This is a genomic window from Priestia megaterium NBRC 15308 = ATCC 14581 (assembly GCF_000832985.1).
Taxonomy (GTDB): domain Bacteria; phylum Bacillota; class Bacilli; order Bacillales; family Bacillaceae_H; genus Priestia; species Priestia megaterium.
The window spans coordinates 4,100,173-4,125,387 of the sequence record NZ_CP009920.1 but is presented as its reverse complement, the minus strand read 5'-3'; the positions used below and the strand labels follow the sequence as shown (position 1 = coordinate 4,125,387).

Here is a 25,215-nt window from a genome sequence, read left to right as displayed (position 1 = left end):
ATGCATATCATACGCTTTGACACAAAAGGGAAATTCAGCTTCATACAAAATTTTTAATCGGGTATCATAACGTTATACTTTGCCCTCGAAAGGAGCGTGCATGTACATGATACGAAGAATTAGCATACTGCTTTTTACACTGTGCTTTTTATTCAATGGAGCCCTTCCTGCACTATGTAAAGCGGAACAAGTAAAAAATGTAGCTGTGCGTGACCGTTTGCTTTATCAAGGTAATAACCAACTAAAGCAAACCGCCCTAACATTTGATGATGGACCGGATCCACGCTTCACTCCACATGTATTGGATCAGTTGAAAAAGCATGGTATTAAAGCAACCTTTTTTCTTATTGGGGCAAAAGCTCACGAACACCCTGAGCTGGTGAAAAGAATGGTAGCTGAAGGTCATGCTGTTGGGATTCATACCTATTGGCACCCCAATTTACTAAAGGAATCTACTGAAAAGTTTCACTGGGAAATTGCCAAAACTCAGGCTATTATTAAAAACATTACCGGTTTTGAAACACAGCTGTTTCGTCCTCCATATGGAAATTTAACGCAAGAAATGATCAACGAGCTGCCAAATGAAAATGTCTATGCGATTAACTGGTCTTCTGATTCATTAGACTGGAAGCAAATTCCAGAAGCGGAAATCACCAATAATGTATTTAAGAACATGCACGCCGGAACAATTGTTTTGATGCACGACGGCGGCCATTGGACCATGGACCTTTCTAACACCGCAAAGTCGCTCGATACCATCATTCCTAGGCTTAAGCAAGAAGGATATCATTTTGTGACCGTCCCAGAACTTTTGCACATCCCTTATCCAAAAAATTAAGCTCCAAAGCGTTTCTGATTTAGAAACGCTTTGGAGCTTTACGATTTCCCTTGATAGAAAGTAAATATGCCTCTCCTACAAAAAGAGCGTGTCAAAAGATCTAATTCAAATCCATCTTAATACTCAAAAATATGCCTTATTTCTTCAAAACGTTATCGTACTAAAGATACAAAAAGAGGCATTCTTTTTTTGTTCCATCGCTCTACAATAGAGGGAATTTACGGATAACCTCTAAAATAGGTTTTAAGTTGCATGATTAGGAGTAAATATTACTATAACTACTCTCATATTTTTAGACAAGCTGCATATAGATAAAATGAGAGAGTCGAACCCATTCCACATATCCCTAAATTTCTTCTTCTCACAAAAAAATTGACGAACTTTTTTTGTCAACAGGTGCGTATAGATATGATAGAATTCCTATATAATGACCTGGATTCATTTCTAAACAAGGAGTTTTGACTATGATTAATGAACAAGAGACGTTGTTATTTATTAAAGAACTTGGCCGCTTGTTGAAAGACTATCAAAACTGTTCAAACGCCTCTGTAAAAAGTGAAATATATAAAGATATCGTGTTGTTGAGCAATGTTATCCAGTTAGATCACGTGAACGTTTCTTACGCTTAGAAAATCCTTTTTATTTCTTTATAAATTTCAGTTTTTCTACTATAACTACAGAAAAGGAAGAAAGGAGACGATTTCCATCCATCTCCTTTCTTCCTTTTCTCGTTATCGTTTTTTTATGGTTATTTAGAACATAGTTTTATTAAAATTATTGTAGAGTTTTTCGAGTGTCTTCGGTCCAACTATTCCATCTACCTGCAGATAAAGTGCTTGTTGAAAAGCTTTTACCGCTTTGAAAGTAGAAGACCCGAATATACCGTCTGCGCCTCCAAAAAGAGAATAACCTAAGTGAATAAGCATACGCTGAATTAACTGTACGTGATTTCCTCGATCTCCGTATTTAATTAACATGCTTGAAGCCTTTGGCGCCTGTTTTTTAGGTCCTTTTCCACTTCGAAGCTCCGACAAAGATAAACCGAATGTATATTGAAAATGAGGGTAATCTTTTAAGCTTGTCCAATCTCCTCCCCATTCCAACCCAATCCTTTTTCCTATCTCTCCCGCTTTGTTCCATCTTCGATCAATGGTCCAGTCAACTCTTCCGTCGTTATCAAGCAGCGCAATGTCAAAAGCTAGTCCATAGTTATGATAAGAATACCCGCCTTTGGCATTAGTCACAATACTTCCTGGTGTTGTTCGGCCTTGTGAATATAGTTTGTGCTGATGCTCTATCGATCTAAATCCTTCAGTGATACTAACAAATATGCTTTCTTTATATGATTGCCCAATGAGCTCGTACGCTTTTTCTTGCACTATTTCATGTACATCTTGCAACTTATTTTCTGCTTTTTGTAACAGCTTGTCTAATGATAAATCACTCATACTCCCCACTCCTTAACTAGATGGCTTCTCCTTATATAGACGTATAAGACGAACTCTAAGGGAAGCATCCAGTATCAGTTTATGCGGGAAGCAGTTGAGTTGTGCAACATGGAGAGCTGCTGTTATTTCAGCACCCAGTGGCTGATAGCCTTCGCTACTCCGTTATTGACATTTGTATCTGTCACCCAGTCCGCTGCTTCTTTTACAGCTTCCTGAGCATTTCCCATAGCGATTCCACACCCTGCCGCTTCAATCATAGCCATATCATTTAAGCTGTCTCCCATAGCAATGACTTCATCCATTGTAATGCCCAAACGTTCACATACAGTCATGATCCCTTTTGCTTTATTAATACCAAGTGCATTAATTTCTAGATTCGTTAAACTAGAGTTGCTAATTTCAAAATCTGAAATGCCTGCTATTTGTTTCAGCACTTCTTCTCGTAAAGCATCATCTGGAATATCGTAGCCAAACTTCAGCCATTCCTGTGAGGCAATATCTTCTGGAAATTCGTCTCTCCATACTTTATCCGTAGTCACCGCCCAAAAGTTAAGCTTATGCTCTTGCGTTAAATTCCACATCTTCTCGATGGAAGAAGCATCAATTAACTTTCGTTCTACAAGCTCTCCAGATTCATCCCAAATTTCACTTCCGTTCACTGTAATCAGGTAAGAAGATAGCTGAAGAGACTGCGCATATTCACGGCATGTTAAAAGGGAGCGCCCCGTGCTGAGCACCACATGAACACCTTGTTCTTGGGCTTTAGCAATGGCCTCACGATTTTCTTTAGAAATTTCTTGCTGATTGTTCAGCAGCGTTCCATCCATATCTAGTGCGATCAGTTTAAATTCTTTCTTTTCATTTGTTTGCATCTTTCTCTCTCCTTCTCATCAATAGTAGGTATAACATTACGCTGAGCGTTTGACTTACACTATGTAACTCTTATTATAACTGTAGCACAGGAGCATTTCGCTCTGCACCAGATAAGCGTTAAAATGGTTAATTATTCTACGGGGAATAATTGAAGGAAAACAAAATAGCTTTGCCGTAATTTACATATAACGCTTTTCATTTTTAGTTATTTCAACTAGAATTTTGGTAAAAGGATGTGAATGTTATGAATACTATTATTTCACCAGTTGACTTACATACTGCATTACAGCAACCCCAACACTCCATTGTGTTGCTTGACTGCCGATTTACCCTTGGGAATTCTGAGGCAGGTGCAAGCGCTTATCAAAATGAGCACCTCCCGGATGCTCATTATTTGGATTTAGAAAAAGATTTGTCTTCTGCAGCTGCTTCTCTCGGAGGCAGACACCCGCTGCCTGACGTTCAAAAGCTAGCTCAAAAGCTCGGCAGCTTAGGAATTAATGCTGATTCAAAAGTCGTCGTTTATGATGAACAAAACGGAATGATGGCTTCAAGAGCATGGTGGCTACTGCGATATATAGGAATTGAAGACGTAAAAATTTTAAATGGAGGTTTTAATAACTGGAAGCAATCGGGATATGAAACAACGAAGAACGTACCAGAAGCTTCTCCTCAAACGTTTGTACCTTTCGTTCAACAAGATTGGGGACTTGCAGGAGTTGAATACGTAAAAGAGAATCTTCATAACCCTAATGTTATTCTGATCGACTCTCGTGAAAAAAGGAGATATCTCGGCTTAGAAGAACCCATTGATTTTGTGGCAGGACATATCCCAGGCGCCATTCATTCTTTCTGGCAAGATGTGTTAACTTCAGAAGGTTTGTGGAAAACAGATAAAGAGTGGAAGGAAATGTTTTCAGCTATTGATTCTCATGCTGAAATCATTGTATACTGCGGATCGGGTGTATCTGCTTGCCCGAACGTTTTAGCTTTAAAATCAGCAGGTTTTCCAAATGTAAAATTATATGCCGGCAGCTGGAGCGATTGGATTAGCTATCGTGACAATCCCATTGAGAAAACAAGATAGCACAAAGAAGGCTCAGTCTCACCAAAAGTATAGAGGCTGAACCTTCTCTTTTTGTATTCTTCTTATTAGCCGCATGTTATTTACTGAGCCTTAATATAAAGTCATGAAGCCGCTCTAAGGTAAGCAGATTTTGATTACATGCTTCGCTATCTTGACAAATATAATTTCCTCGTTGTGTAAATGTCCCTTGAACAGTTCCTTTGATTTCAGCAGTGAACATACCGACTTCCTCGTAGCTGTGGCAAAGCGTGCATATTCCTTTCTGGTTGATAGGTTTAAACGTTCCTTGAATGCCTTTTAACTTCTGGGTATACGGCTCCTGCGCTACGATAAACTTTCTGTTTGAGCCTTTATCGATCCAGCTGACATAGGAAATGCTCGTTAGATCAATGCTATCAGCAGAAGGAACTTTTAACTTTTTCACTTTTGGAAACAGCTTTTTCACGCCAGCTTCTGTAAAAGATTTAAATGGAATCACGTAAGGCTTTATTGTTTCTAAAAACACCTCTGCTTGCTCCTTATTTCTAACTTCAGCAACTGACAGCAGTAATTCTTCCTGTTCCTCGCTAAGAACCTCAAACACATTTAATACTTTTTCTTTTGCAAGAGCTTTTAAAGCCTGCAGCACATCAGAATTGTTTACTGTTCCATGCCCATTGATAAGAATTTGCGTTTGGCTTTTGATAAAATTATATTGATCATTTCTTATAAACGCTTCCACGTTCTTCACTCCTTCTTCATTTAATTAGCTAATTTTTACTTTACCGTACGAATTCCTTTTATGAAATGTAAAAAATAAATCAGAAATAAACTATACCTAAAAAAGCGCGGGCATTCAGTTGCCAGCGCTTGATTTCTACCGTTGCTTTTTATATACAATTTTTTTGATGGTTTCGGTTGATAAAAAGTATTCACGGGCTAGTTCCTCAATTGAAGTTCCTTTTTCAAACAAATTCTTAATCCGTTCGTTTCGCTCGTCAATCAACTTTCTTCCACCAGAGCAAGTTCCCCATTTTCTTTTTTCCTTCTGCGGCTTTGGAATATAAATGGTTTCTCCTTGAATGTATTTTTGAATTTCACTAATCAGCTCTTCAGGTAAAATATTTGTTGCTTTTACATACGTCATTTCTGCCAGCTCCTTATGTGGTTTTGCTTATACAATAAGGGGCAAAGCCGTATATATTAGAAATGAGATATGCGCGGTTAGGCGATGTCTATTACTAAACCGTCCACCCCATGCAAAGTATCGCCTTTCTAATATCAGGCTTTGCATGAGACGCTGCAGTATCCGGTAAACATCTTTTATTTACCATTTATTACACCTCCACTTTACATCGGCTGTAAACCAAGCTTGTATAAAATTACAATTATTGGCTCAGATTTTATTATAAGCTATCTATAATCTTGCACACAATACCTTCTTATTTATAAAACTGACCCCATAAATAGAACGAACTTGCAGGGAGCTCGTTGTTCTCCCTGCAAATTCGTTTTATTTTTGTTATGAACGCTTCTGCTTTTTGTTAGCTGAACTGCTTTGAACACCTTGTTCAGAAGTGGTCGTCCCTTGTCCTTCTACATTTGGTGAACCTAGCTCTGATTTTGAGCGGTCTTTTTTAATTTTACTCATGTCACTCACCTCCAGTTTGTAGTGTACCCTTTGTACAGCTACATATAAGGAGAGGTGTGCTGTTTTTATTGTTTCTTGAGCATAAATAGCCATAGAAACGTTAAGGCTTGCTTTAATTCATTTGGGAGCTGTCCAATCAGCTTATCTGTAACATTTCGCTTATATACACCTTCGCCATCGATTACTTCCCATCCATTTTCTTTTGCAAGCTGTTCAAACTCCCACGGCATCATCGTATTGCAAATAACGTCTTCACCATATAGTCTTTGAAAACTATTGGTACGAGGCTGAGCAGTTGGTCCAAGAATACCTACACATGCATATCCTCCTGTTTTTACAACTCGGTGCAATTCCTTCAGAGCTAATCGCGGGTGCTCCGTCCATTCCAAGGCGTTGATTACCATAACCCCTTCTACTGATTCAGAAGACAGCGGGAGCTTCATAATATCAGCTTGAGCGAACGACAAATTTTCACTTTTATGCAGTTGAGATGCTTTTTGAATCATTTCTTCTGATAAATCAAGACCGATTGCTTTATATCCAGAAGCGGCTAGAAGAGACGTCCCAAACCCATCACCGCAGCCGACGTCTGCTAGCAAAGCGCCTTTTTTAAGATGTTTTTGAATGAATGGAATCACTGTTTTCCGGCTTCCGTTTTTCCACATTTCTTCACTTCGGCTATTCCAAAATGATACTTTTTGGTTCCACTCGCCTTGAGCTTGATCATGCCAATTAAATGTTGTCATTTTTTATCCCCTTTGCACTCTTTTCTTTACCTTATCACTTTTTACAATGAATAAAAACGACTATTTCAGCAACCATATAGATGTAAAGGAAGGTGTTTATTTGTATGAAAGAACGTTTCGTTGCAGTACGTAAAAATGCAGACGGTGACCTCTTAGAATTCCAAACGGCTTCAGGAGACGTTTTAGCCTATGAAGCAGCGTTAAAGAAAGTAGAAGCCGGGGACGTTGAGCATGTGAGTACGTTTGTAGGGAAAGACGGCGGTACGTATATTCGCAGCATTCCTGACCATGACAAAACAAATAATCTCGATGCATTGCCATCGTTTTAAAGGAGAATGAAGATGACTAAAAAGAATAACAAAGGAAGCGCTAATCAAAGTAATCCAAAAACACAGCACCACCTTGTAGAAATGGGTGAAGAAATTTCAAGCGGGGATAATTCAAAGGGAAACAAACGCAACAAAGATCAGTCAAGTAAAACACAATAAAAAAAGCCGTGCTTCTTAGCACGGCTTTTTCTTATTAATGTTGGCTAGGAAGACCTAATGTTGAAAAATCTCCTGTTGCCACGCTTGTTCCAACTGAAGCAACACCTGCTACTAATGTAAACGCTAATGCCATACCGACTAATACTTTTTTCATAATTATTTCCTCCTCTTTCTTTGATTTGACTCTAGTGTATCACAGGATAAAAGTAGATGAATTCCTTTCTATCAGCATTTATCACCTTAAAACCATGGATTTTCTCCATTTTGATAGAAATTTCTCAAAAATTATAATGATAGGAATATTTTAAACAAATAGAGCTTCAAGTTCTTTTTCTACTAGCTTGACGAATCGCTCATTTCGTTGCAGGGTGAAAATGGTCATAGACTTTTCCATATATTCTTTACCTTGTTCAATTTTACCTAATTTGATCAAACTCTCTCCTGCTTGGTAATGAAGTTCTCCAAATAAATACATTGATTCATTACTAATGCACAAATCGATTCCTCGGTTGCTATATATTAATGATTCATCATAGTTACTCATATCTCCAAGCGTTTTGGCAAGTGCATTTAAAATTCTAATTTTTATATTTTCGTCTTTTGTTTGGGGCAGCTCATTTAAGCTTTTGAGTGCTGTTTGATATGTATCTAGAGCCTGTTCATACTCTTTCTCTTCATAAAGAATAATTCCAATGCTATTTAAAATTTCAATTTCTCTTTCTTTATAAAACGTTGCCGATTGCTTAGTAAGCTCGATCGCTTGGTACATTTTAGACAGCGCATCTTCTTTATTATGATGAATGTAATACACGCAAATACCTTCGTGCCACATTAAAAATTGCTTGTTCAGCGGATTTTGAAACAGCGGACTTTCTTTTTCTTTTACAATGATATTATGAATAGCATCATAATCTCTCTGACGAATATATTGACGAATTAATGATTGAACCGCATCTACGTAATCAAGTCGAGGTGATTCTACACTATCAAAAAAGTAGTTAACATCTACGCCAAGGCGCTTAGAAATTTTATAGAGGGTAATGCTTGATGGATATTCTTCACCGTTTTCAATTTTGCTGATTTGCGCTTGTGTACAAATGTCTCTTGATAATTCTTGTTGTGTCAACCCTGCCATTTTGCGAAGGTCTCTCATAACACTCCCAATTCTATACTCTCTCATCTCTTTTCTCACCCTTACTTTCACATAATATATTCTCTCTATAAACATATAGTGATTTTATTTAGATAGTCAACAGTAAACATGTTAAAAATTTATACAATGTTTCGAAATTGACCATTCCCTATAATAGCAAATTAATCTATAAGAGTAAAATAGTGTATTATTTCTCTTCTCTAAAAAATCCTGTGGAAAAATAATATTGAGACATAACGAAATCAATCCAGTCTACAGATGAACAAATAGGATGAATAAGCTAATATAGATCACTTGTTACACCGCTAAAAGCACCTGCATACATGAAACCTATGTTCACCATAACAGCAAAAAATCCGAACGATAAATCGTTCGGATCTTCCTTCAACTAACATATTTTTGTTCCATTCTCATTCACATTTTTATTTATAAACAGGATATCCAACAAATTTAAAGTCTTTGCCGATTGACGTCACAGAAAGACGCTCCACGTCCACTGCGTCCCACATTTTCTCTACGCCTTTTCCTTCTAGGAAAGTAGGAGCTTCTTTTCCTCCTGAAAGCTTTGGAGCCATATACAGCACCAATTTATCAATTAAACGATTTTCCAAGAATGCGGCATTCACTTCGCCCCCTCCTTCAATTAAAAGAGACGACACAAATTTCTCACCTAGTATAGAAAGCATATCTTCAAGATTTACTTTGTCCTCACCGCTTGTAACAAATACTTCGACGCCTTGCTTTTCGAGTTGTTCTTTTTTTTCTTTTGAATAGCCCTGACTTGTAAATATCCACGTTGGAGCTAAAGAATCCGTTGCTAGCTTAGATTCAAGCGGCATGCGCAGCTTTGAATCCATCACAATACGAATTGGACTGCGGCCGCCTTCAATGCGAGTTGTCAGTTCGGGGTTGTCCTTAATGACCGTATTCACCCCTACTAAGATACCCGCTGTTTCATGACGTAGCTGATGTACATCCAAACGAGCTTCCTCAGACGTAATCCACTTGCTGTGAGAAGAAGCAGTTGCTATTTTACCGTCTAACGTAATCGCTGACTTTAATGAAACAAACGGCTTCTTCGTTACAATATACTTATTGAAGACCTCATTCATTTGACGTGACTCTTCTTCACATACACCTGTTATAACCTCAATGCCTGCGTTTTCTAAAATTTCGACCCCATTACCTGCTACTAAAGGATTGGGGTCTAAAGTTGCTATGACCACTTTTTTTACACCCGCTTCAACTAGCGCTTCAGCACAAGGACCTGTACGTCCGTGGTGTGAACAAGGCTCTAGCGTTACGTAAGCAGTCGCTCCTTTTGCTTGTTCGCCAGCCATTCGCAGCGCGTGAATTTCAGCGTGCGGTTCGCCAGCTTTTAAATGCGTACCAATTCCAACGATTCGATTATCGTTTACAATGACCGATCCTACAAGCGGATTTGGCTCTGTTTGTCCTTTTGTTGATTTTGCGTTTTGTAAAGCTATATTCATATAAAATTCGTGATTGATCAAAGAAGAACCTCCTCTTTTAAATGTCCTGAACGTTTAACTTTAGTATCCAAATACTTTTCATTAAACTGCGATACATCTCCCCAAAGTGGAACGCGCCCTGATAAAAGTGCGCCATTTTTCTCAAGCGCGATTAGCTTTTTCGGATTATTGGTAATCAGCGTAACCGGTTTTTGGCGCAGCACTTTTAACACGCTGATGGCATCACTATAGCTGCGAGTATCATCTTCAAATCCTAACCCTTCATTCGCTTCTACCGTATCAAATCCGTTTTCTTGAAGAACGTATGCCATTGCTTTGCTGAATAGTCCAATGCCGCGTCCCTCATGATTTGCTAAATAAAATAGCGCTCCGCTCCCATTTTCGACGATCATTTTCATTGATTGTTTTAATTGAAAACCGCAGTCGCAGCGTTTGCTTCCGAATATATCTCCCGTATGGCAGATACTGTGCATACGAATGAGTGCCTCATGCGATTCTTGAAAATCTCCGTACACAAGAACACTAGATTGCTGCATGTCAGCTAAATTAGCTCCTTGCATTTTTTCAATAAGCTCTTCCGTACTTAAAGATCCTTCTTTTACATTATCAGAACGCAACCATGAATACCAACTAAATACTTGTGTCTCGCCATCCAGATTCACAGGAAGCGTAATAGGTCCTACTATATAAATAAAATGGTCTTCATTTTTTACTACGTTAATTTTATCTTTTAAAATTGAAACAACTTTTTGGTTAATCACAGTCATTTCCTCCTCTTATGTGTCTTTCACTTATCTACTATTTTCACATTGTGCTCAATCTCTCACATGAACAACCATTTTTTTAGCAATTCACTACATTTATCTTTTTTAATTGATGTATCTGCTTACTAAAAGTAAGTGACTTTACTTGCTTAAAGTATTATATGACGATACATTTATCTTGTAAAGCTTTTATGCTCTTTTTGTTACTTTTAGTAATTAACTTTTATAATTATATAAATTATATAATCAAAATATAAATACGTAAAGTAATTTATAATCTTTAAGTAATTAAATTACACAACACTAGATAAAATGCTGACTTTGTTTTATAATATAGGAAGAGAATGGAGGTAATAACATGGACGGTTTAGCACTCTGCCCACGTTTTGAAAAGGCTGTTACTATACTAACGAAACGTTGGACGAGTTTGATCATTTTTCAGCTACTTTCCGGCTCACAGCGGTTTTCTCAAATGCAAGAAGCACTTCCAGTAAGCGGAAGGCTCTTATCCGAGCGCTTAAAAGAATTAGAGCATGAAGGAATCGTCATTCGTACAGTTATTCCGGAAACTCCTGTTCGAATCGAGTATTCATTATCCGACAAAGGATTAGCACTAGCGCCGGTAATTCAGGAAATTCAGACATGGTCCAGTGAGTGGATTACAAAAGAAGAAGTGGAATAAAAGAAATCTCTAAAGAAATCAGGAGGGCTTCTATATCGATATACTCACAGCCGTTTTCGTTTTCTTTAGAGCTCCATAAATAAAAAAGGCATGCTCCCCTTGAGCACGCCTTTTTTTATTTATGTTATTTTCCTAATGATTCATTTTGAGAAATAATGCGCTGTTTCTGGCTTTTTCGACCGTGCAATACAAGGTATACTGCTATAGCTAAAAGAGCAACAACAGAACAGAATACATACATTCCTTTATACCCGGCTGCTGTAGATAAAATGCCTAATAAAAAGGACCCTAAACCCATTCCAGAGTCAAAAAACACAAAAAACGTAGCTGTGGCGACACCTCGGCGATGAGGAGAAGCTTTTTTTACAGCAATGGATTGAAAACTTGATGTAATCGTTCCAAAGCCTAATCCAATCAATGCTCCAGCTAATAAAAACACCCAGCTTGTTGTCGCTTGGCTAAGTAAAAAGATACCGATAGCTAAAGATAAAATGGACGGATATACCACGCTGTTTTCTCCGTATTGATCAAACCATTTTCCAGTAAAAGGTCTAGAAGCTAATAAGCACACCGCGTATACAACAAAGAAAAAGCTTGAGGCTTGCGTAAAGCCCATTTCTTTTGCATACATAGACACAAACGAAATAACACTTGCATATGAAAAAGCTACCACAAGGCCAGCAACAGAAATAGGCAGCGAACGGTATTCAAAAAACGCCGCAAGACCTTTGGCTGGCTGTATTTCATTTGTTGCAGAAGAAGCTTGGACATCAGGTACACGAAGTACTAGACTGCATAATACTGCTAAAACAGAAGATACAACCGCAACGGTAAAGACCGCTGTATGACTCAAAGTATTTGTTAACGTTAAGCCTACAAACGGACCTACTACCATCGCTAAGTTCATAAACGTCGCATAGTACCCCATCCCTTCTCCTTTTCTCTGTTCTGGGATTACATTTGCAACGATTGCTCCTGTAGCAGTTGTGCTCATTCCAAAACCAATACCATGAAGCACACGCAGCAGCAGCAGCGCAGATAATGAGTGAATATTCATATATAAAATAGAACCAATTAAAAAGATAAAGACACCTATTAATAGTACTTTCTTTTGTCCTAATGTTGTCATCCACTTACCGGCTAGCGGTCTGAACACAATACCGGACACTAAAAAGATTGTCACAATTAGCCCTAGGCTTTGTTTACTTGCATGAAGTTCATCTGTTGCAAACAGCGGCAATGTGACAGTTAACATATAAAAAATGACAAAAACAAAAAAGCTGGTCAATGAGACCGCTAAAAAATCTTTTGTCCATAATTTCGATTTCTGCATGATTTTCCTCCTTTTATTTGTTTATTCGTATCTATTTATTAAAACAAACTAAATCATAGTCTAGAAATAATATGTATACGAATTATCTCAACTCAAACTATTATAGGGTTCATATATGTAAGTGTCAACATGTATTTATCGATTTTGATTTCCGTCCAAGGCTTCGCTTTTCGCGGGAATCTTCGCCTTGCCCTCCAACCAACTGCTAGAAAGACCTACACACATGAGACCTACGTTTACCACAAAAAAAAACAAACCATGAATCAAACACTTTGATCAATGGTTCGTTTTTCACTTCGTCTAATATTCTTTTGTCCTAGCCTCTTTTAGAACCTTCACTTCTTTAAATGAGAAATAATTTGATCCGTTACTTCACTAGTAGTTGCGCTGCCTCCAACATCTGGTGTAATGATGCCCGATTCTGTCACTTGCTCGATAACCTCTAATAAATGACTGCCTACTTCTTGTTCACCAAAATGATCCAACATCATTTTAGCCGTCCAAATCTGTCCGATTGGGTTTGCAATTCCTTTTCCGACAATATCAGGAGCAGACCCGTGTACCGGTTCAAACATCGAAGGATATTTTCCGTTCACATTAATGTTTGCAGCAGGAGCAACGCCAATACTTCCCATAATAGCAGCTCCGATATCTGTTAAAATATCTCCAAATAAATTGCTTGCCACAATGACATCAAAACGACTTGGATTTGTAACGAAAAAAGCCGCCAGCGCATCGATGTGCTGTGAGTCTGTTTCAATATGAGGATAACTCTTGGCAACATCTTGAAACACTTCGTCCCAAAACGGCATGGAATGAACAATTCCATTTGACTTAGTTGCGCTTGTAACTTTTGCTTTTCTTTTAGAAGCTAATTCAAATGCGTAGCGCATCGCTCGTTCTGTTCCTTTTCGAGAAAAAACCGCATTTTGAATAGAAATTTGATCTTCTCCTTGATAAATCCGGCCTCCTACTTCACTGTATTCTCCTTCACTATTTTCACGAACAACAATTAAATCAAAATCGTTTGGGTTCATTAGTGGAGATGCAATGCCTTTTAACCTCTTGGCTGGACGAATATTAATTACCTGCTGAAATTCTCGACGAATCTTAATGAGCAGACCCCATAGCGACACGTGATCTGGCACAAGATTTAAATTTCCTACGGCTCCTAAAAAAATTCCGTCAAAGTGTTGAAGCTGCTTTAGCCCATCTTCCGGCATCATCTGTCCGTACTTTAAATAATAATCACAGCTCCAAGGAAATTCTGTAAATTCAAATTTTAACCCCCCGTGAAGATCTGCAATCGTATGAAGGACCCTAACCGCCTCCGGCACAACTTCTTTTCCTACTCCATCTCCTGGTATGTTCGCTATTTTTAACGTTTTCATCAAAAATCCCCCTGCGTCTTTTTATGTAAAAAACCTATCGGTCGACCGTCGACTGGTATTATCTATTTGATTATACGTAAAAAGAACGCTTTCATCAAGAAAATTCTGAATATACTCATTCTCTTCAAAAATTCAAAATTATTATGACTCTTATTAACAAGCGTATTATAATTAGGAAATAAATGATTATAAATAAACGAGGTATATCAATGAACAATTTTGATTTACATAAGCCGTTACCATACTATCTTCAATTTTATGAAAAAATTAAGCAAATGATTGTGAACGGTGAATATAAACCGGGCCAGCGAATCAATGAAACCCAGCTAGCTAAAGCATTTGGGGTTAGCCGCTCTCCGATAAGAGAAGCAATGCGTTTATTAGAAAAAGACGGCCTTTTAGTTGCAGATCAAAAAACAGGCTTTATTGTTTATTCCCTGTCTCCTGAAGACGTAGAAGAAATTTATCAAATTCGTACGGCTTTAGAGTCTTTAGCCATTGAGCTGTGTATTACTCGCGCTTCTGATGAAGAGCTTCTTTTCATTGAGCAGCTGTTAGATAGAACCGCTGAGGAAATAAAGCAAGGAGCCGAGGATTCTCGACTTATTGAGCTAAATGAACATTTTCATCAGCTGATTCTTCAATCCAGTCATAATAAACATCTAAAAAAACAGCTCGATAGCGTAAATGTATTGATTTATTTTTGTCGGGTGCTTAATTTTAAAGGTAAAGGACGCGCTGCTGAGATTTTAGATGAGCATCAGCAAGTGTTCACCTTTATGAAAAAACGCAGTTTAAAAGCTGTTGAACATATGCAAAAACATTTACATCATGACCTTGTTCATTTACAAAAACGATTAAACACCAAAAGCGATTGAGACATAACTAAACTCATTCAATCCAAAGACGAACAAATGAGATACATAAATAAAAGAATCCGAACGATGAATCGAGAGCCTCCATCAAGAATCTCGATTTATCGTTCGGATCTTTCTTCAACGAAAAAAATTTTGTCCTAGCCTCTTTTTTTAAATAGGTAAAAACACTCCAGGTGCTTCCCCATGTTCATCGTCATCAAGCCACCACTTAAAGCCTTCTTGTTCAACTAATTCCTGGGCTTCTTCAGGACCTTGTGAACCCGATGGATATTCATAAAGCGGCAGCATGTCAGCTTCAAATGCATCTAATACAGGCTGCACCCACTGCCAAGATAGCTCTACTTCTTTCCAATGAGCAAAAAATGTAGAGTCGCCGATTAATGCGTCGTAAATAATTCGTTCATATGCTTCCGGTACACTTTCTTCTTCTCTTGAAAACGTAATACGAACCGGCTCAATAACACCATTTTTTAATGGATTTTTGCTGTTAAGCTGCAAAGCGACGTTTTCGCTTGGACTAATTTCAATAATAAATAAGTTTGGTGCTACTTTGTCATAAGGAGTTTCGTACAGACCTTTTAAAGAATCTTTAAATTCTACGACGATGCGAGTTGATTTTTCTTTCATTCGTTTGCCCGTTCGAATATAAAAAGGAACGCCTTTCCAAAATGGATTATCAATCCATAAACGTGCTGCCACAAACGTATCATTGTTAGAGTCTGCTTCTACGCCAGGCTCTTCTTTGTATCCTCTAACAGATTTGTGATCGATTTCTCCGCTTCCGTATTGCCCTCGTACAACATCGCGAGCTACTTCTTTCGCTTGAATTTTCCTCAGTGACTCCATTACTTTTTGCTTTTCTTCTAAAATGTTTTCTGAGCAAATTCGTTTTGGAAGATGCATAGCTGTCATCATGAGAAGCTGTAGCATATGATTTTGAATCATGTCGCGTATGGCCCCCGTATGATCATAATACCCTGCACGATTTTCAACACCGACTGTTTCACTTGCCGTAATTTGGACATTTGCAATGTGTTTATTATTCCACAGCGATTGCAGCACGGGGTTCGTAAATTCAAGTGCTTCTAAATTTTGTACCATCGGTTTACCTAAATAATGATCAATTCGATAAATTTCTTCTTCTTTAAAAGTACTGGTTAGCTTTTCATTAAGCTCCCTTGCTGAAACAAGATCATGTCCAAACGGCTTTTCAATCATAAGACGCTTCCAGCCGCTGGTTTGATCCAAGCCGCTTTTTTTTATATGCAGAGCAATTACATCGAAGTATTCGGGTGCTACGGACAAATAAAACAAACGATTTCCTTTACTTCCATGAGTTGTTTCTTGCTCATTCACAAGTTTCAGCAGCTGTTCGTAATCTTCTGTTTTGCTTGCGTCTACTGCTTGATAATGAAACAGGGACAAAAAATCTTCTTCGTTACTTTCCATTTTCCGTCTCGAAAAATCGTTTATAGATTGCTTTACACGCTCTTTAAAATCCTCATGAGACATCTGCTCGTACCCCGATCCAATAATAGAAATAGCATCAGGGAGCTTTTTGTCTGTAAATAAATTATAAAGAGCGGGAAAGATTTTTCTTTTTGCTAAATCACCCGTTGCGCCAAATAAAACAAAAGTTAAGGACTCCACTTTTTTTCCTCCCGTCAGGTTGTATGTATGATGGATTTTCTCTTCTCCTAGCTTACCTCTGTTTATTTGGGAATATCCTTTTTTCATCAAAAAGGACGCTCACAAGTGTGAGCGTCCTTTGCTATTTACATTAAAATGTTTGTCATTCCCCACAGCAGCAAAAAGCTCAGCAGAATCGTCATATTTGACACGGTGCCGACAAATTTTTGATCGTATTTGAATTCTACTGCGTAAGGTAAAACTGAACCCGCTACCGGTAGAATGAAGCAAACTAAGATTGTATACCGGAACATATCTTCAAATGGAAGCAGGAAAAACAGCGCAATTCCTACGCCGAGTCCGATTACGTAGCGGATACTTAAAAACATAATAATTTTTTTCAAGTAGCTTTTTTGGAACGAGAAATTTAAATATACGCCTAAAAGCAAAAGAGAGAGCGGCATATTCGCTTTCGAGATAATTCCTGAAACGTCTAATACGTATGATGGTAAATGAATGCCTATAATCGCAAGAAGACAAATGATTACATAGGTAAGAAGCGGCATTGATTTTAATACTTTATATAAAATCTTTTTAAATTCAATGTCAATATTATCTCCTGAGTAGTAGCTGCCAATCACATAGCATAAAACAAAAATAACAAAGGCATTTCCGACATCAAACATACCAAAGTATTTAAGCCCTTCTTTTCCCCAGATACCTTCTACTAGTGGATAAGCAAACATTCCAATATTAAATCCTGGAATCATCATCGTCAGCATGCCTTTCACTTTTCGCTCATCTTTTCGAAAAACAAAAACCCCTACAGCAGCTAACAGCAAGCCATAGACAATCCCAATAACTAATAGTAAGATAAGCGATCCATCAATTTTAATACTGCTGAATGTGACAATAATCAAGCAAGGCATTGTAATATTAAAAATAATTCTGGCTAAAGCTTCCCCGTCTTTTTGCTGAAGGAGGTTTGTTCGTTTTAGTATGTATCCTAATAGAATGATTGTAACGGAATACAAAAACTGACTGTTAAAGCTGCTCATAGACCTACTCCCTTGCCCTCTAAGATAAACGTTTTATAGAAACGTTCTTCATATCTTTTATACTTATTTAATCGATTGTTTTACCCTGTCTTTTTTAATCCTTGTTTCATTATATAATATAAGCAGCTTAAAAAGAAACTAGAGAATTGGATGCAGTTTACCTGTTTGTTAGACACAAACAGCTTAGAAACAAATGAAAAATATTTCCTCCAAACTGATTTTAAAACAGGACATTTTTCTTTTTTATGGAATTTATTTAAAAGGTATGTAGTATTTTTATGAGGAGGAAGAAACGTGAAACGAAAAATGATAGCGCTTACTTTTTCTGCTGCTCTTTGTTTTTCAGCTTCAGGATCTCTTGCTGAAGCTTCTAACAACACAGATGTAATCCCAAATGCTGATCAGTCAGCAGAAACCTATTTTGACGGAGCGAACGGGAATTGGCTCACCACTAAAAACCCCGCTCAATATCAGCAGGCTACGCTCTATGGCAATATTGGGCTTACTCCTTATAACTGGGGGAAACCTGAAGATGGATCGGGCTGGTATCGAATCAATCAGCCCGCTGCGGTCAAAGGAACCCAAGTAAATGGCATTTTTGAAGACGCTCAGTTCGTCGTCCGTGTTCCTGATAACTGGAACGGAAAACTTGTAGTAGCCGGCATTCCTGCCACGCGCAACGAAACGTCCACCGATTTATTATTCAGCGATTACGTTCTTAAAAAAGGCTATGCATTTGCAGCCACCGATAAAGGAACGCAAGGAGAAAGTGACCCTAACGATCCTTTTGCTAAAGTAAAAAATGCACTCGCTAACGATGACGACAGCGTAGCAGAATGGAATATGCGCTATCGTCAACTGACAAAAGCTGCCCAGCAATACTTGACTACTCATTATTCAGACAAGCTAATCAACCCGTCCAATCGAAAAAATCCTGCAAGCGATTTGATTCGAAACAATCATAAAGTACCGACGTATGCAATTGGCATTTCAAACGGTGGATACGTTGTCAGATACGCACTTGAACATGATGATCCAAAGCAAACAAAAGAGCCTCGTTTATTTGATGGGGGCGTCGATTGGGAAGGCGTATTATGGAGTGCAAAAGCGCCCAATTTAATTAGCTCACTAACACCTGTTGTCAACAACGCAGAAGAAGCGCTGTACGGAACGGGAAAAGAACAGCAAAAAGCCATTAAACAAATGTATAAAGCAGGTCTTCCAAAAGGATCAGAAAAATTATGGAATTATCATGATCAAGTGTACTGGGCGGTCACATTAAACATTTACCGTGATCACTTTGATCCAACTGCTCCAGGAAGAACAAACTGGCACAACTATTTAAACTTTACTTCAGCAGGTCTACGTGATCGCTCATGGGATTATATCTTTGAAAATTATCGCTATCAAACTCGTCCAAAAAGTGTAAAAGAAAATGTAGCAAAAGTAGAAAATACGGGCGACATTGATGTGCCTCTTATTAGTATGACTGGCTCTCTCGACTCACTTATCTTCCCGTCTATTCACGCGGAAGGCTATGAAAAGCTCGTTAAAAAAGCCGGCAAGACAAATCTTCATCGCCTTTATACCGTTAAAAACGGAAATCACGTTGACAGCTTAGTATGGAATAAACAAACGGATCCAAATCAAGAGCTTCAGCCCCTGCTTCCATATGCCCATCAATCTTTTGATTTGTTAGTAGACTGGGTGGAAAATAAAAAAGCAGCGCCTGCAAGTAAAGATATTAAAGCGCCTCAAAATAACCTTAAAGTAATGGATATAAAATCCGGACAAGAAGTAGATCCACGCTAAGGTTGAAACATAACTAAATGAATCCAACCTAAAGACGAACAAATGAGATACATGAGCTGGACTGCTTATTACACCGCAGTTGATTTCCGTGCAACTGCTAGAAGGAACGAAACAAATAAAACTATATTCACCATCACAAAAAACGAACCACTAATCAAACATGTTGATTAATGGTTCGTTTTTCACTTAGGGGAAAATGCTTTTGTCCCATCCTTAATCTTCATAATAATCAAGATACAGATGACCTGCTGAGTCTGCTTGACCTAAAAATACCTTATCGACTGCAGCACCTTTCTTTTTGAGCTGCTCTTTAACCCACGCTACGCTATATCCCAGCTCATGAACGGCTTCTTTCATTATATTTCCGTCCATGATAATCGTTTGAGGTAATCGTGTCGCCTCTCCTTTTATTAATAAATCTTCTCTCGTAACGTTTTGCTTTTCTTTTTTTAACAGCACGCTTAATTCCCCGTTGGTTTCGAGCATAGCAAAAGCTACGTCTTCTACGTAAAAGATGTCTTTTTTCCGAAGCTGCTCCATGAGCTCATCTACTGTATATTTTTCTTTTTTTACATTTCCCTCAAGAATTTTTCCTTCTTTAATGAGGATCGTTGTTGTCCCTTCCACCGCTTTTCGAAAGCTTATACTTTTTAACGATACGTTTGATACAAAAATAAGAAACGATGCCCACACTAAAATTGCGACTACCCCGTGACTTGCCTGTAAATCTACATCCATTGAAATTGTTCCTGCAATATCTCCAATTGTAATGCCAACGATATATTCAAAAAAAGAAAGTTTGGATAACTGTTTTTTCCCCAACAGCTTTGTGATAAAAAACAAGCCAAGTAAAATCAGCACTGAACGAAGTACCACTTCCATCCAATGATTCAACGCATGCACCTTCTTTACTAAAATTGATGTATCTTTTATTTTGTGCATATTTATATGGATCAACGCAGATTTTCACCTTCCATTATTTACATAACTTTCATGGCAGGTTAGAGCAGAAAGAAGTAGGAAACAAATGGGGGTTTTATAATGAACGATGAAGTGTTAACCGTATTTAACGACCAACAAGAGCGCATAGGAACAGCGTCTCGCAAAGAAGTTCACGAAAACGGCTATTGGCACGAAGCGTTTCACTGCTGGTTTGTCAGCCGTGAAAATGATATAGACTATATTTATTTTCAAATTCGCAGCGAACAAAAACAAGATTATCCCGGTGCGCTTGATATCACAGCTGCCGGACATTTGCTTCATACAGAAACCGCTGTGGACGGTGTAAGAGAAATTCACGAAGAGCTTGGCGTAAATATTTCGTTTGATGAATTGCTTCCTTTAGATGTATTTAAATATGAAGTATCTGAGCCGCATTATATTGACAAAGAGTTTGCACACGTATTTTTATACTACAGCTCTTACCCTCTTAATGCGTTTACGTTGCAGCAAGAAGAAGTATCAGGGCTTATAAAAGCGCCGTTTTCTCACTTTTGCGAACTGTGGCTTGGAAATCAAACAGAACTGATCATTGAAGGGATAACAAATAAAAAAGAGCCGATTCACCGTACAGCCCATAAAAGTGAATTTGCTCCTCATCCCAAAGCTTACTATAAAACGATCATTGCATTCATTAGCCAGCAGCTGCATTCAGCAAAAAAAGCTTAGAATCCTAAGCTTTTTTTGCTGAAAAAATCATATATGTTGCACTGCCAAGCGCAACAAGCTTACCGCTGCTGTCTTCAATTTTCACTTCTCCAACAGCAAGCGTTTTGCCGCGATGAGACAGTGTGGATTTAGCAACTAAATATTCACCTATACCCGGCCTTGTGTAATTTACTTTTAATTCAACTGTACTGGCACTTTCAGCCTCAGAAAGAGAAGACCGCACAGCTGAACCAACCGCCGCATCGATAAGCGTGGCAATAACGCCTCCATGAACCGTTCCCCTTCCTTGCAGAAGCTGCGGCTGAATCGTGATTTTTAACTCCGCATATCCTTTTTCAAGCAGCGTTTCTTCAATGCCAATATAATCCCAAAACGGAATCATCCCTTTACCCGTTCGTTTCATCAATCTCATCCTTTACATAAATAAGCTATGTAAGAAATTCTAGAAAAGCTGGAGAAATCCTGTTTCTTCGCATGCAAAAAGCGCTTGCTCTTTAGCAAACGCTTTTTATCCCTCTATTTTTCAAATAAAAACTGTACTTTATTTTCTTTCCATTCTAACTTGGCATTAAAGGTTTTATCGCCTTTTTTAAAGCCTTCAATCAAATCTGTCTGTCCTTCGCTTAACAGTTTTTTTAAATTAGCTTGGGTGACTGTTTTACCTAAAATCTTTTTCGATACGGTAAACGTGCATTTGGTTTTTGCATAGTTTGAGCATCCGTAAAATGAACCTTTATCGACTACTTTTCCGTCGCAAACCTTACACGAACCAAACGATTTAGAAGAGAAGCTTTTACCTTTGCCTTTTCCTTTTCGCTGAATGGATTCAGTGTCGTATCCGCTGAAGTTCCACTTACTTTCTGCTTCGACAGCGTCTTCGATAATTTTAGCTGACAGCTTTTTTGTTTGTTCCATAAAAGCAGCGGCCGATGCTGCTCCTTCTCCAATTTCAGCTAAACGCTGCTCCCACTTAGCCGTCATTTCTGGTGAAGCTAAAATTTTATCGCCAATCGCGTCAATCAATACCTTTCCTTTATCAGTCGCAAACACTTGGTTTTTTTTCACATCAATATATTTACGGTCTTTAAGCATTGTAATGATTCCCGCACGCGTAGCTTCAGTCCCTAACCCTTCTGACTTTGCTAAAATTTTCTCCAGCTCATCATTATCCAAATGCTTGCCTGCTGTCTTCATCAGCGTAATCAACTGACCTTCCGTGTAGCGTTTTGGGGGCTGTGTTTTACCTTCTTTCACGTCTACTTTAACAACTTTTCCTTCTTCCCCTTCTTGGACATTCGGAAGAATAACGTCGTCGTCTTTCTCGTTTTGAAAAATTACTTTGCGCCAGCCTTCTTGAATTTGCTGCTTTCCTTTTGAAATAAAAGCTGCTCGCTTTTCCACGAGTGTCGTAATCGTTGTATAGTCGAAAATCGCTTTTTCATAGTGTGCCGCAATTAGACGTCTTACGACTAGGTCGTAAATTTTCTGTTCGTCTCCTGACAGTTTGCTGGGGTCCTTCACTTGTTCCGTTGGAATAATCGCATAGTGATCGCTCACTTTTTTTGCATTTACATAGCGTTTATTTCCTAGAATTGAAGCGTACGGAAGCGGAAATAAATGTTCGTATTCAGAAAAAGCACTCAGTTTTTCTAAAATCTCAGGAAACGTTTCCGCTTCTCCTTCTGTTACATAGTTTGAGTCTGATCGTGGATAAGAAACAATTCCTTTCTGGTACAGCCCTTGCAGCACATCAAGCGTCTTTTTAGGAGAAAACTTAAACGCTTTATTGGCGGTTGCTTGAAGTGATGATAGGTTAAATAATAAAGGCGGCTGGAACTCTTTTCGCTCCGTTACGAGTTCATGAACTTCCGCGTCTTTTCCTTCGCAAAACTGAGCAATTTTATAGGCCATTTCTTTTTCTTTAAGACGCGATTCTCCGTCTTGATGCCATTTGCCTTCATACTTCTTTCCTTCAATATCAAACTTAGCAAGCACTTCCCAAAAAGGCTCTGATTTAAAGTTATCAATTTCTTTTTCACGCTTCACGATCAAAGCAAGAGTTGGCGTCTGCACGCGCCCTGCCGAAAAAACATCTGACATACCATGCTTTTTTAACAAAATGCTATACACCCGTGAAGCATTCATCCCAACGACCCAATCTGCACATGCTCTTGTATAGGCTTCATAATAAAGGTTACGCGTATCACTTTCGTCTTTTAACTGCTGAAACCCATCATAAATGGCTTTTGGCGTTAAAGAAGAAATCCACAATCGTTTCATCGGCTTATGCACACCTGACAGCTGAATGATATTACGAACGATTAATTCTCCTTCGCGCCCCGCATCTCCCGCATGTATAATTTCTGTGACCGTCGGCTTTTTAAGCAGTTTTTTTACCACTTGAAACTGCTTTGCTTTTGAGCGCGTCACTTCATATTGAAAGCGGTCTGGAATCATCGGCAGCGTGTCAATTGACCACTTTTTCCACTCCGGCTTATAATCTTCGGGACTCACAAGCTGACATAAATGACCCACTGCCCACGTTACATATGCTCCGTCTGTAAACACTTCATTCGGTGGAATCTCTAAATAGCCGTCGTGACGCTTCGGCTTAAACTGTGAAGCGAGCGTTGACCCTTGATCCGGCTTTTCTGCAATAATTAACTTCATGTATTTAATCACCTTACATTTCAAATTTCCATGTGACACTTAGTCAGTTTTATTATTTTATCATAGAAAGAGCTGTTGGAGTATGAATGAGGAGAAAAGTAGTTTAGATGAGAGATACCTATCTCATTTTAAAAACGTGTCGCTGTCCGTTATAGCTTTTCAATAAAAAAGCTGTAGATCATTTTCTACAGCTTTGATACATATCTGAATTTTTCTGGCAACAGCCATTATCATATCGACTAAAACAGATCTCCTTTGGGACGTGTTATGAAATAATCAATAACCAAATATACAAACCAACAAGCGTAATAAACAATGTCGGAATCGTTAAGATAATACCCGTTTTAAGATACGTTCCCCATGAAATTTTCACGCCTTTTGTTGAAAGAACATGAAGCCACAAAAGCGTCGCTAAAGAACCAATCGGGGTAATTTTCGGACCTAAATCCGATCCAATAACGTTTGCATAAACGAGCGCTTCCTTGATTGTTCCAGCTGCGTGTGTGGCATCGATTGCTAGTGCATCAATCATAACGGTTGGCATATTGTTCATAATCGATGAAAGAATAGCCGCAGTGAATCCCATACCAATTGTTGCTGCAAACAGTCCATGACTAGCCGTTGCTTGGATTACATCAGCCAGAATTTCTGTTAAACCAGCATTACGCAAGCCGTATACAACAACATACATGCCGATAGAGAAAAAGACAATCGCCCATGGAGCTCCCTGTAACACTTTTTTTGTATGAACCGCTCGGCTTTTTTTAGCCATCATCAAAAACAGAATAGCAATAATACCTGCAATAATCGAAACAGGGACGCTAAAGAATTCTCCAATTAAATAGCCTAGCACTAACAAAACTAAGACAATTCCAGATAACCGAAACATCTTTTCATCTTTGATGGCATCCACTGGCTTCTGTAAATCTGCTACATTGTATTTCTTAGGAATTCTTTTGCGGAAATACAGATATAAGACCATAATACTTGCAAACAGAGAAACCAAATCTGGAACAATCATGCGTGATGCAAATTCAGAAAAGCTAATACCAAAGAAGTCGGCTGATACGATATTTACTAAGTTACTAACAACAAGGGGCAGCGACGTTGTATCTGCAATAAATCCACTTGCGATAATAAACGGAAAAACCATTTTATCGTCGAACTTTAATGCCCGAACCATGGCTAGTACAATGGGTGTTAAAATTAACGCTGCTCCGTCATTAGCAAATAGCGCTGCTACAACGGCTCCAAGAAGAGACACGTAAACAAACATACGCACGCCGTTCCCTCCTGCAGCTCTAGCCATATGAAGCGCTGCCCATTCAAAGAAACCAATTTCATCTAAAATTAAAGAAATAATAATAATAGCAATAAACGTAAGAGTCGCATTCCACACAATGCTGGTTACCTCAAGAACGTCTTGAAAATCAACAACGCCTGCCAGTAAAGCAATCATAGCTCCCCCGCAAGCCGACCAGCCGATTGATAAATTTTTCGGCTGCCAAATGACAAAAATTAATGTTACTAAAAAAATCAATGATGCTAGTACAACTGATGCCACTTTTTAAACC

26 protein-coding genes are annotated in these 25,215 nt (G+C 38.4%); 9 read left to right on the top strand and 17 right to left on the bottom strand.

Annotated features, from left to right (window positions below):
• Positions 1 to 106 precede the first annotated feature (106 nt).
• Positions 107 to 838 carry a polysaccharide deacetylase family protein gene (locus BG04_RS21140; RefSeq protein ID WP_034652756.1) on the top strand — a complete coding sequence of 244 codons (732 nt, stop codon included), beginning with the start codon at positions 107 to 109 and terminating at the stop codon, positions 836 to 838.
• 464 nt (positions 839 to 1,302) lie between these two features.
• Complete coding sequence (locus BG04_RS31090) at positions 1,303 to 1,467, top strand: hypothetical protein (protein WP_013056680.1); 165 nt, start codon at positions 1,303 to 1,305, stop codon at positions 1,465 to 1,467.
• Between the two features lie 123 nt (positions 1,468 to 1,590).
• On the opposite strand, the gene BG04_RS21135 is transcribed toward BG04_RS31090, so the two are convergent.
• Both BG04_RS21135 and BG04_RS21130 read right to left on the bottom strand, forming a co-directional pair.
• Positions 1,591 to 2,286, bottom strand: a complete 696-nt coding sequence (locus BG04_RS21135; RefSeq protein ID WP_034652758.1) for a peptidoglycan-binding protein — start codon at positions 2,284 to 2,286, stop codon at positions 1,591 to 1,593.
• 122 nt (positions 2,287 to 2,408) lie between these two features.
• Positions 2,409 to 3,158 carry a Cof-type HAD-IIB family hydrolase gene (locus tag BG04_RS21130; RefSeq protein WP_034652759.1) on the bottom strand — a complete coding sequence of 250 codons (750 nt, stop codon included), beginning with the start codon at positions 3,156 to 3,158 and terminating at the stop codon, positions 2,409 to 2,411.
• Between the two features lie 245 nt (positions 3,159 to 3,403).
• On the opposite strand from BG04_RS21130, the gene BG04_RS21125 reads away from it, so the two are divergent.
• The gene (locus BG04_RS21125) at positions 3,404 to 4,246 is read left to right on the top strand and encodes a sulfurtransferase (RefSeq protein WP_034652762.1); all 843 of its coding nucleotides are present in this window, start codon (positions 3,404 to 3,406) and stop codon (positions 4,244 to 4,246) included.
• A gap of 76 nt (positions 4,247 to 4,322) precedes the next feature.
• Here BG04_RS21125 and BG04_RS21120 read toward each other — a convergent pair whose 3' ends face one another.
• From BG04_RS21120 to BG04_RS21110, 4 genes are all read right to left on the bottom strand, one after another.
• A complete protein-coding gene (locus tag BG04_RS21120; RefSeq protein ID WP_034652765.1) occupies positions 4,323 to 4,967 on the bottom strand; it encodes a FusB/FusC family EF-G-binding protein in 645 nt (214 codons plus the stop codon).
• A gap of 135 nt (positions 4,968 to 5,102) precedes the next feature.
• Positions 5,103 to 5,372: a CD3324 family protein gene (locus BG04_RS21115; RefSeq protein WP_013082822.1), complete on the bottom strand. Its 270-nt coding sequence runs from the start codon at positions 5,370 to 5,372 to the stop codon at positions 5,103 to 5,105.
• A 375-nt stretch (positions 5,373 to 5,747) separates the two neighbouring features.
• Positions 5,748 to 5,876: a YuzL family protein gene (locus BG04_RS29955; RefSeq protein ID WP_013056674.1), complete on the bottom strand. Its 129-nt coding sequence runs from the start codon at positions 5,874 to 5,876 to the stop codon at positions 5,748 to 5,750.
• Positions 5,877 to 5,941: 65 nt separating this feature from the next.
• Positions 5,942 to 6,622, bottom strand: coding sequence for a class I SAM-dependent methyltransferase (locus BG04_RS21110; protein ID WP_034652769.1), 681 nt, complete (start codon positions 6,620 to 6,622; stop codon positions 5,942 to 5,944).
• Positions 6,623 to 6,726: 104 nt separating this feature from the next.
• Between BG04_RS21110 and BG04_RS21105 the strand changes: the two genes are divergently transcribed.
• Both BG04_RS21105 and BG04_RS31085 read left to right on the top strand, forming a co-directional pair.
• The gene (locus BG04_RS21105; protein WP_016763809.1) at positions 6,727 to 6,951 is read left to right on the top strand and encodes a DUF3892 domain-containing protein; all 225 of its coding nucleotides are present in this window, start codon (positions 6,727 to 6,729) and stop codon (positions 6,949 to 6,951) included.
• 12 nt (positions 6,952 to 6,963) lie between these two features.
• Positions 6,964 to 7,110, top strand: coding sequence for a hypothetical protein (locus BG04_RS31085; RefSeq protein WP_013056671.1), 147 nt, complete (start codon positions 6,964 to 6,966; stop codon positions 7,108 to 7,110).
• A gap of 304 nt (positions 7,111 to 7,414) precedes the next feature.
• Here BG04_RS31085 and BG04_RS21100 read toward each other — a convergent pair whose 3' ends face one another.
• From BG04_RS21100 to BG04_RS21090, 3 genes are all read right to left on the bottom strand, one after another.
• Positions 7,415 to 8,290, bottom strand: coding sequence for a helix-turn-helix domain-containing protein (locus BG04_RS21100; RefSeq protein ID WP_014460489.1), 876 nt, complete (start codon positions 8,288 to 8,290; stop codon positions 7,415 to 7,417).
• A gap of 395 nt (positions 8,291 to 8,685) precedes the next feature.
• On the bottom strand, positions 8,686 to 9,777 hold the full coding sequence (gene ribD, locus BG04_RS21095) for a bifunctional diaminohydroxyphosphoribosylaminopyrimidine deaminase/5-amino-6-(5-phosphoribosylamino)uracil reductase RibD (protein WP_034652772.1): 1,092 nt from the start codon (positions 9,775 to 9,777) through the stop codon (positions 8,686 to 8,688).
• Complete coding sequence (locus tag BG04_RS21090; RefSeq protein ID WP_170943785.1) at positions 9,774 to 10,523, bottom strand: GTP cyclohydrolase II; 750 nt, start codon at positions 10,521 to 10,523, stop codon at positions 9,774 to 9,776. Before BG04_RS21090 ends, ribD begins: the two co-directional genes overlap by 4 nt.
• Positions 10,524 to 10,878: 355 nt before the next feature.
• Here BG04_RS21090 and BG04_RS21085 point away from each other — a divergent pair, with 355 nt between their 5' ends.
• Positions 10,879 to 11,202 carry a winged helix-turn-helix transcriptional regulator gene (locus BG04_RS21085; protein ID WP_014460492.1) on the top strand — a complete coding sequence of 108 codons (324 nt, stop codon included), beginning with the start codon at positions 10,879 to 10,881 and terminating at the stop codon, positions 11,200 to 11,202.
• Between the two features lie 124 nt (positions 11,203 to 11,326).
• Here the strand turns inward: BG04_RS21085 and BG04_RS21080 are convergent, their stop codons facing one another.
• A complete protein-coding gene (locus BG04_RS21080; protein WP_034652774.1) occupies positions 11,327 to 12,535 on the bottom strand; it encodes an MFS transporter in 1,209 nt (402 codons plus the stop codon).
• 335 nt (positions 12,536 to 12,870) lie between these two features.
• A complete protein-coding gene (locus BG04_RS21075; protein ID WP_016763805.1) occupies positions 12,871 to 13,926 on the bottom strand; it encodes a tartrate dehydrogenase in 1,056 nt (351 codons plus the stop codon).
• A 209-nt stretch (positions 13,927 to 14,135) separates the two neighbouring features.
• Here BG04_RS21075 and BG04_RS21070 point away from each other — a divergent pair, with 209 nt between their 5' ends.
• Positions 14,136 to 14,804, top strand: a complete 669-nt coding sequence (locus tag BG04_RS21070; protein WP_016763804.1) for a GntR family transcriptional regulator — start codon at positions 14,136 to 14,138, stop codon at positions 14,802 to 14,804.
• 150 nt (positions 14,805 to 14,954) lie between these two features.
• On the opposite strand, the gene zwf is transcribed toward BG04_RS21070, so the two are convergent.
• Entirely contained in the window at positions 14,955 to 16,454 is a 1,500-nt protein-coding gene (gene zwf / locus BG04_RS21065; RefSeq protein WP_034652776.1) for a glucose-6-phosphate dehydrogenase, read from the bottom strand.
• 125 nt (positions 16,455 to 16,579) lie between these two features.
• Positions 16,580 to 17,491, bottom strand: coding sequence for an AEC family transporter (locus tag BG04_RS21060; RefSeq protein ID WP_016763802.1), 912 nt, complete (start codon positions 17,489 to 17,491; stop codon positions 16,580 to 16,582).
• Positions 17,492 to 17,785: 294 nt separating this feature from the next.
• On the opposite strand from BG04_RS21060, the gene BG04_RS21055 reads away from it, so the two are divergent.
• The gene (locus BG04_RS21055) at positions 17,786 to 19,303 is read left to right on the top strand and encodes a tannase/feruloyl esterase family alpha/beta hydrolase (RefSeq protein WP_034652779.1); all 1,518 of its coding nucleotides are present in this window, start codon (positions 17,786 to 17,788) and stop codon (positions 19,301 to 19,303) included.
• 213 nt (positions 19,304 to 19,516) lie between these two features.
• Here BG04_RS21055 and BG04_RS21050 read toward each other — a convergent pair whose 3' ends face one another.
• Entirely contained in the window at positions 19,517 to 20,206 is a 690-nt protein-coding gene (locus tag BG04_RS21050) for a DUF421 domain-containing protein (RefSeq protein WP_230586617.1), read from the bottom strand.
• 135 nt (positions 20,207 to 20,341) lie between these two features.
• Here BG04_RS21050 and BG04_RS21045 point away from each other — a divergent pair, with 135 nt between their 5' ends.
• Positions 20,342 to 20,971, top strand: coding sequence for an NUDIX hydrolase (locus tag BG04_RS21045; protein ID WP_051975612.1), 630 nt, complete (start codon positions 20,342 to 20,344; stop codon positions 20,969 to 20,971).
• A gap of 4 nt (positions 20,972 to 20,975) precedes the next feature.
• On the opposite strand, the gene BG04_RS21040 is transcribed toward BG04_RS21045, so the two are convergent.
• The 3 genes from BG04_RS21040 to BG04_RS21030 all read right to left on the bottom strand — a co-directional run bounded on the left by BG04_RS21040 (position 20,976) and on the right by BG04_RS21030 (position 25,205).
• A complete protein-coding gene (locus tag BG04_RS21040) occupies positions 20,976 to 21,374 on the bottom strand; it encodes a PaaI family thioesterase (RefSeq protein WP_034652785.1) in 399 nt (132 codons plus the stop codon).
• Between the two features lie 113 nt (positions 21,375 to 21,487).
• Positions 21,488 to 23,641: a DNA topoisomerase III gene (locus BG04_RS21035; RefSeq protein ID WP_034652787.1), complete on the bottom strand. Its 2,154-nt coding sequence runs from the start codon at positions 23,639 to 23,641 to the stop codon at positions 21,488 to 21,490.
• A 265-nt stretch (positions 23,642 to 23,906) separates the two neighbouring features.
• Entirely contained in the window at positions 23,907 to 25,205 is a 1,299-nt protein-coding gene (locus tag BG04_RS21030; protein ID WP_034652789.1) for an arsenical efflux pump membrane protein ArsB, read from the bottom strand.
• Positions 25,206 to 25,215: the final 10 nt, after the last annotated feature.

Excerpts from the sequence above, each read along its gene's own strand:
- BG04_RS21140 (WP_034652756.1), top strand. The coding sequence starts at position 107 with ATGATACGAAGAATTAGCATACTGCTTTTTACACTGTGCTTTTTATTC.
- BG04_RS21110 (WP_034652769.1), bottom strand. The coding sequence starts at position 6,622 with ATGACAACATTTAATTGGCATGATCAAGCTCAAGGCGAGTGGAACCAA.
- BG04_RS21085 (WP_014460492.1), top strand. The coding sequence starts at position 10,879 with ATGGACGGTTTAGCACTCTGCCCACGTTTTGAAAAGGCTGTTACTATA.
- BG04_RS21125 (WP_034652762.1), top strand. The coding sequence starts at position 3,404 with ATGAATACTATTATTTCACCAGTTGACTTACATACTGCATTACAGCAA.
- BG04_RS21075 (WP_016763805.1), bottom strand. The coding sequence starts at position 13,926 with ATGAAAACGTTAAAAATAGCGAACATACCAGGAGATGGAGTAGGAAAA.
- BG04_RS21115 (WP_013082822.1), bottom strand. The coding sequence starts at position 5,372 with ATGACGTATGTAAAAGCAACAAATATTTTACCTGAAGAGCTGATTAGT.
- BG04_RS21135 (WP_034652758.1), bottom strand. The coding sequence starts at position 2,286 with ATGAGTGATTTATCATTAGACAAGCTGTTACAAAAAGCAGAAAATAAG.
- BG04_RS31085 (WP_013056671.1), top strand. The coding sequence starts at position 6,964 with ATGACTAAAAAGAATAACAAAGGAAGCGCTAATCAAAGTAATCCAAAA.
- BG04_RS21130 (WP_034652759.1), bottom strand. The coding sequence starts at position 3,158 with ATGCAAACAAATGAAAAGAAAGAATTTAAACTGATCGCACTAGATATG.
- BG04_RS21040 (WP_034652785.1), bottom strand. The coding sequence starts at position 21,374 with ATGAAACGAACGGGTAAAGGGATGATTCCGTTTTGGGATTATATTGGC.
- BG04_RS29955 (WP_013056674.1), bottom strand. The coding sequence starts at position 5,876 with ATGAGTAAAATTAAAAAAGACCGCTCAAAATCAGAGCTAGGTTCACCA.
- BG04_RS21035 (WP_034652787.1), bottom strand. The coding sequence starts at position 23,641 with ATGAAGTTAATTATTGCAGAAAAGCCGGATCAAGGGTCAACGCTCGCT.
- BG04_RS21060 (WP_016763802.1), bottom strand. The coding sequence starts at position 17,491 with ATGAGCAGCTTTAACAGTCAGTTTTTGTATTCCGTTACAATCATTCTA.
- BG04_RS31090 (WP_013056680.1), top strand. The coding sequence starts at position 1,303 with ATGATTAATGAACAAGAGACGTTGTTATTTATTAAAGAACTTGGCCGC.
- BG04_RS21080 (WP_034652774.1), bottom strand. The coding sequence starts at position 12,535 with ATGCAGAAATCGAAATTATGGACAAAAGATTTTTTAGCGGTCTCATTG.
- BG04_RS21090 (WP_170943785.1), bottom strand. The coding sequence starts at position 10,523 with ATGACTGTGATTAACCAAAAAGTTGTTTCAATTTTAAAAGATAAAATT.
- BG04_RS21100 (WP_014460489.1), bottom strand. The coding sequence starts at position 8,290 with ATGAGAGAGTATAGAATTGGGAGTGTTATGAGAGACCTTCGCAAAATG.
- BG04_RS21070 (WP_016763804.1), top strand. The coding sequence starts at position 14,136 with ATGAACAATTTTGATTTACATAAGCCGTTACCATACTATCTTCAATTT.
- BG04_RS21105 (WP_016763809.1), top strand. The coding sequence starts at position 6,727 with ATGAAAGAACGTTTCGTTGCAGTACGTAAAAATGCAGACGGTGACCTC.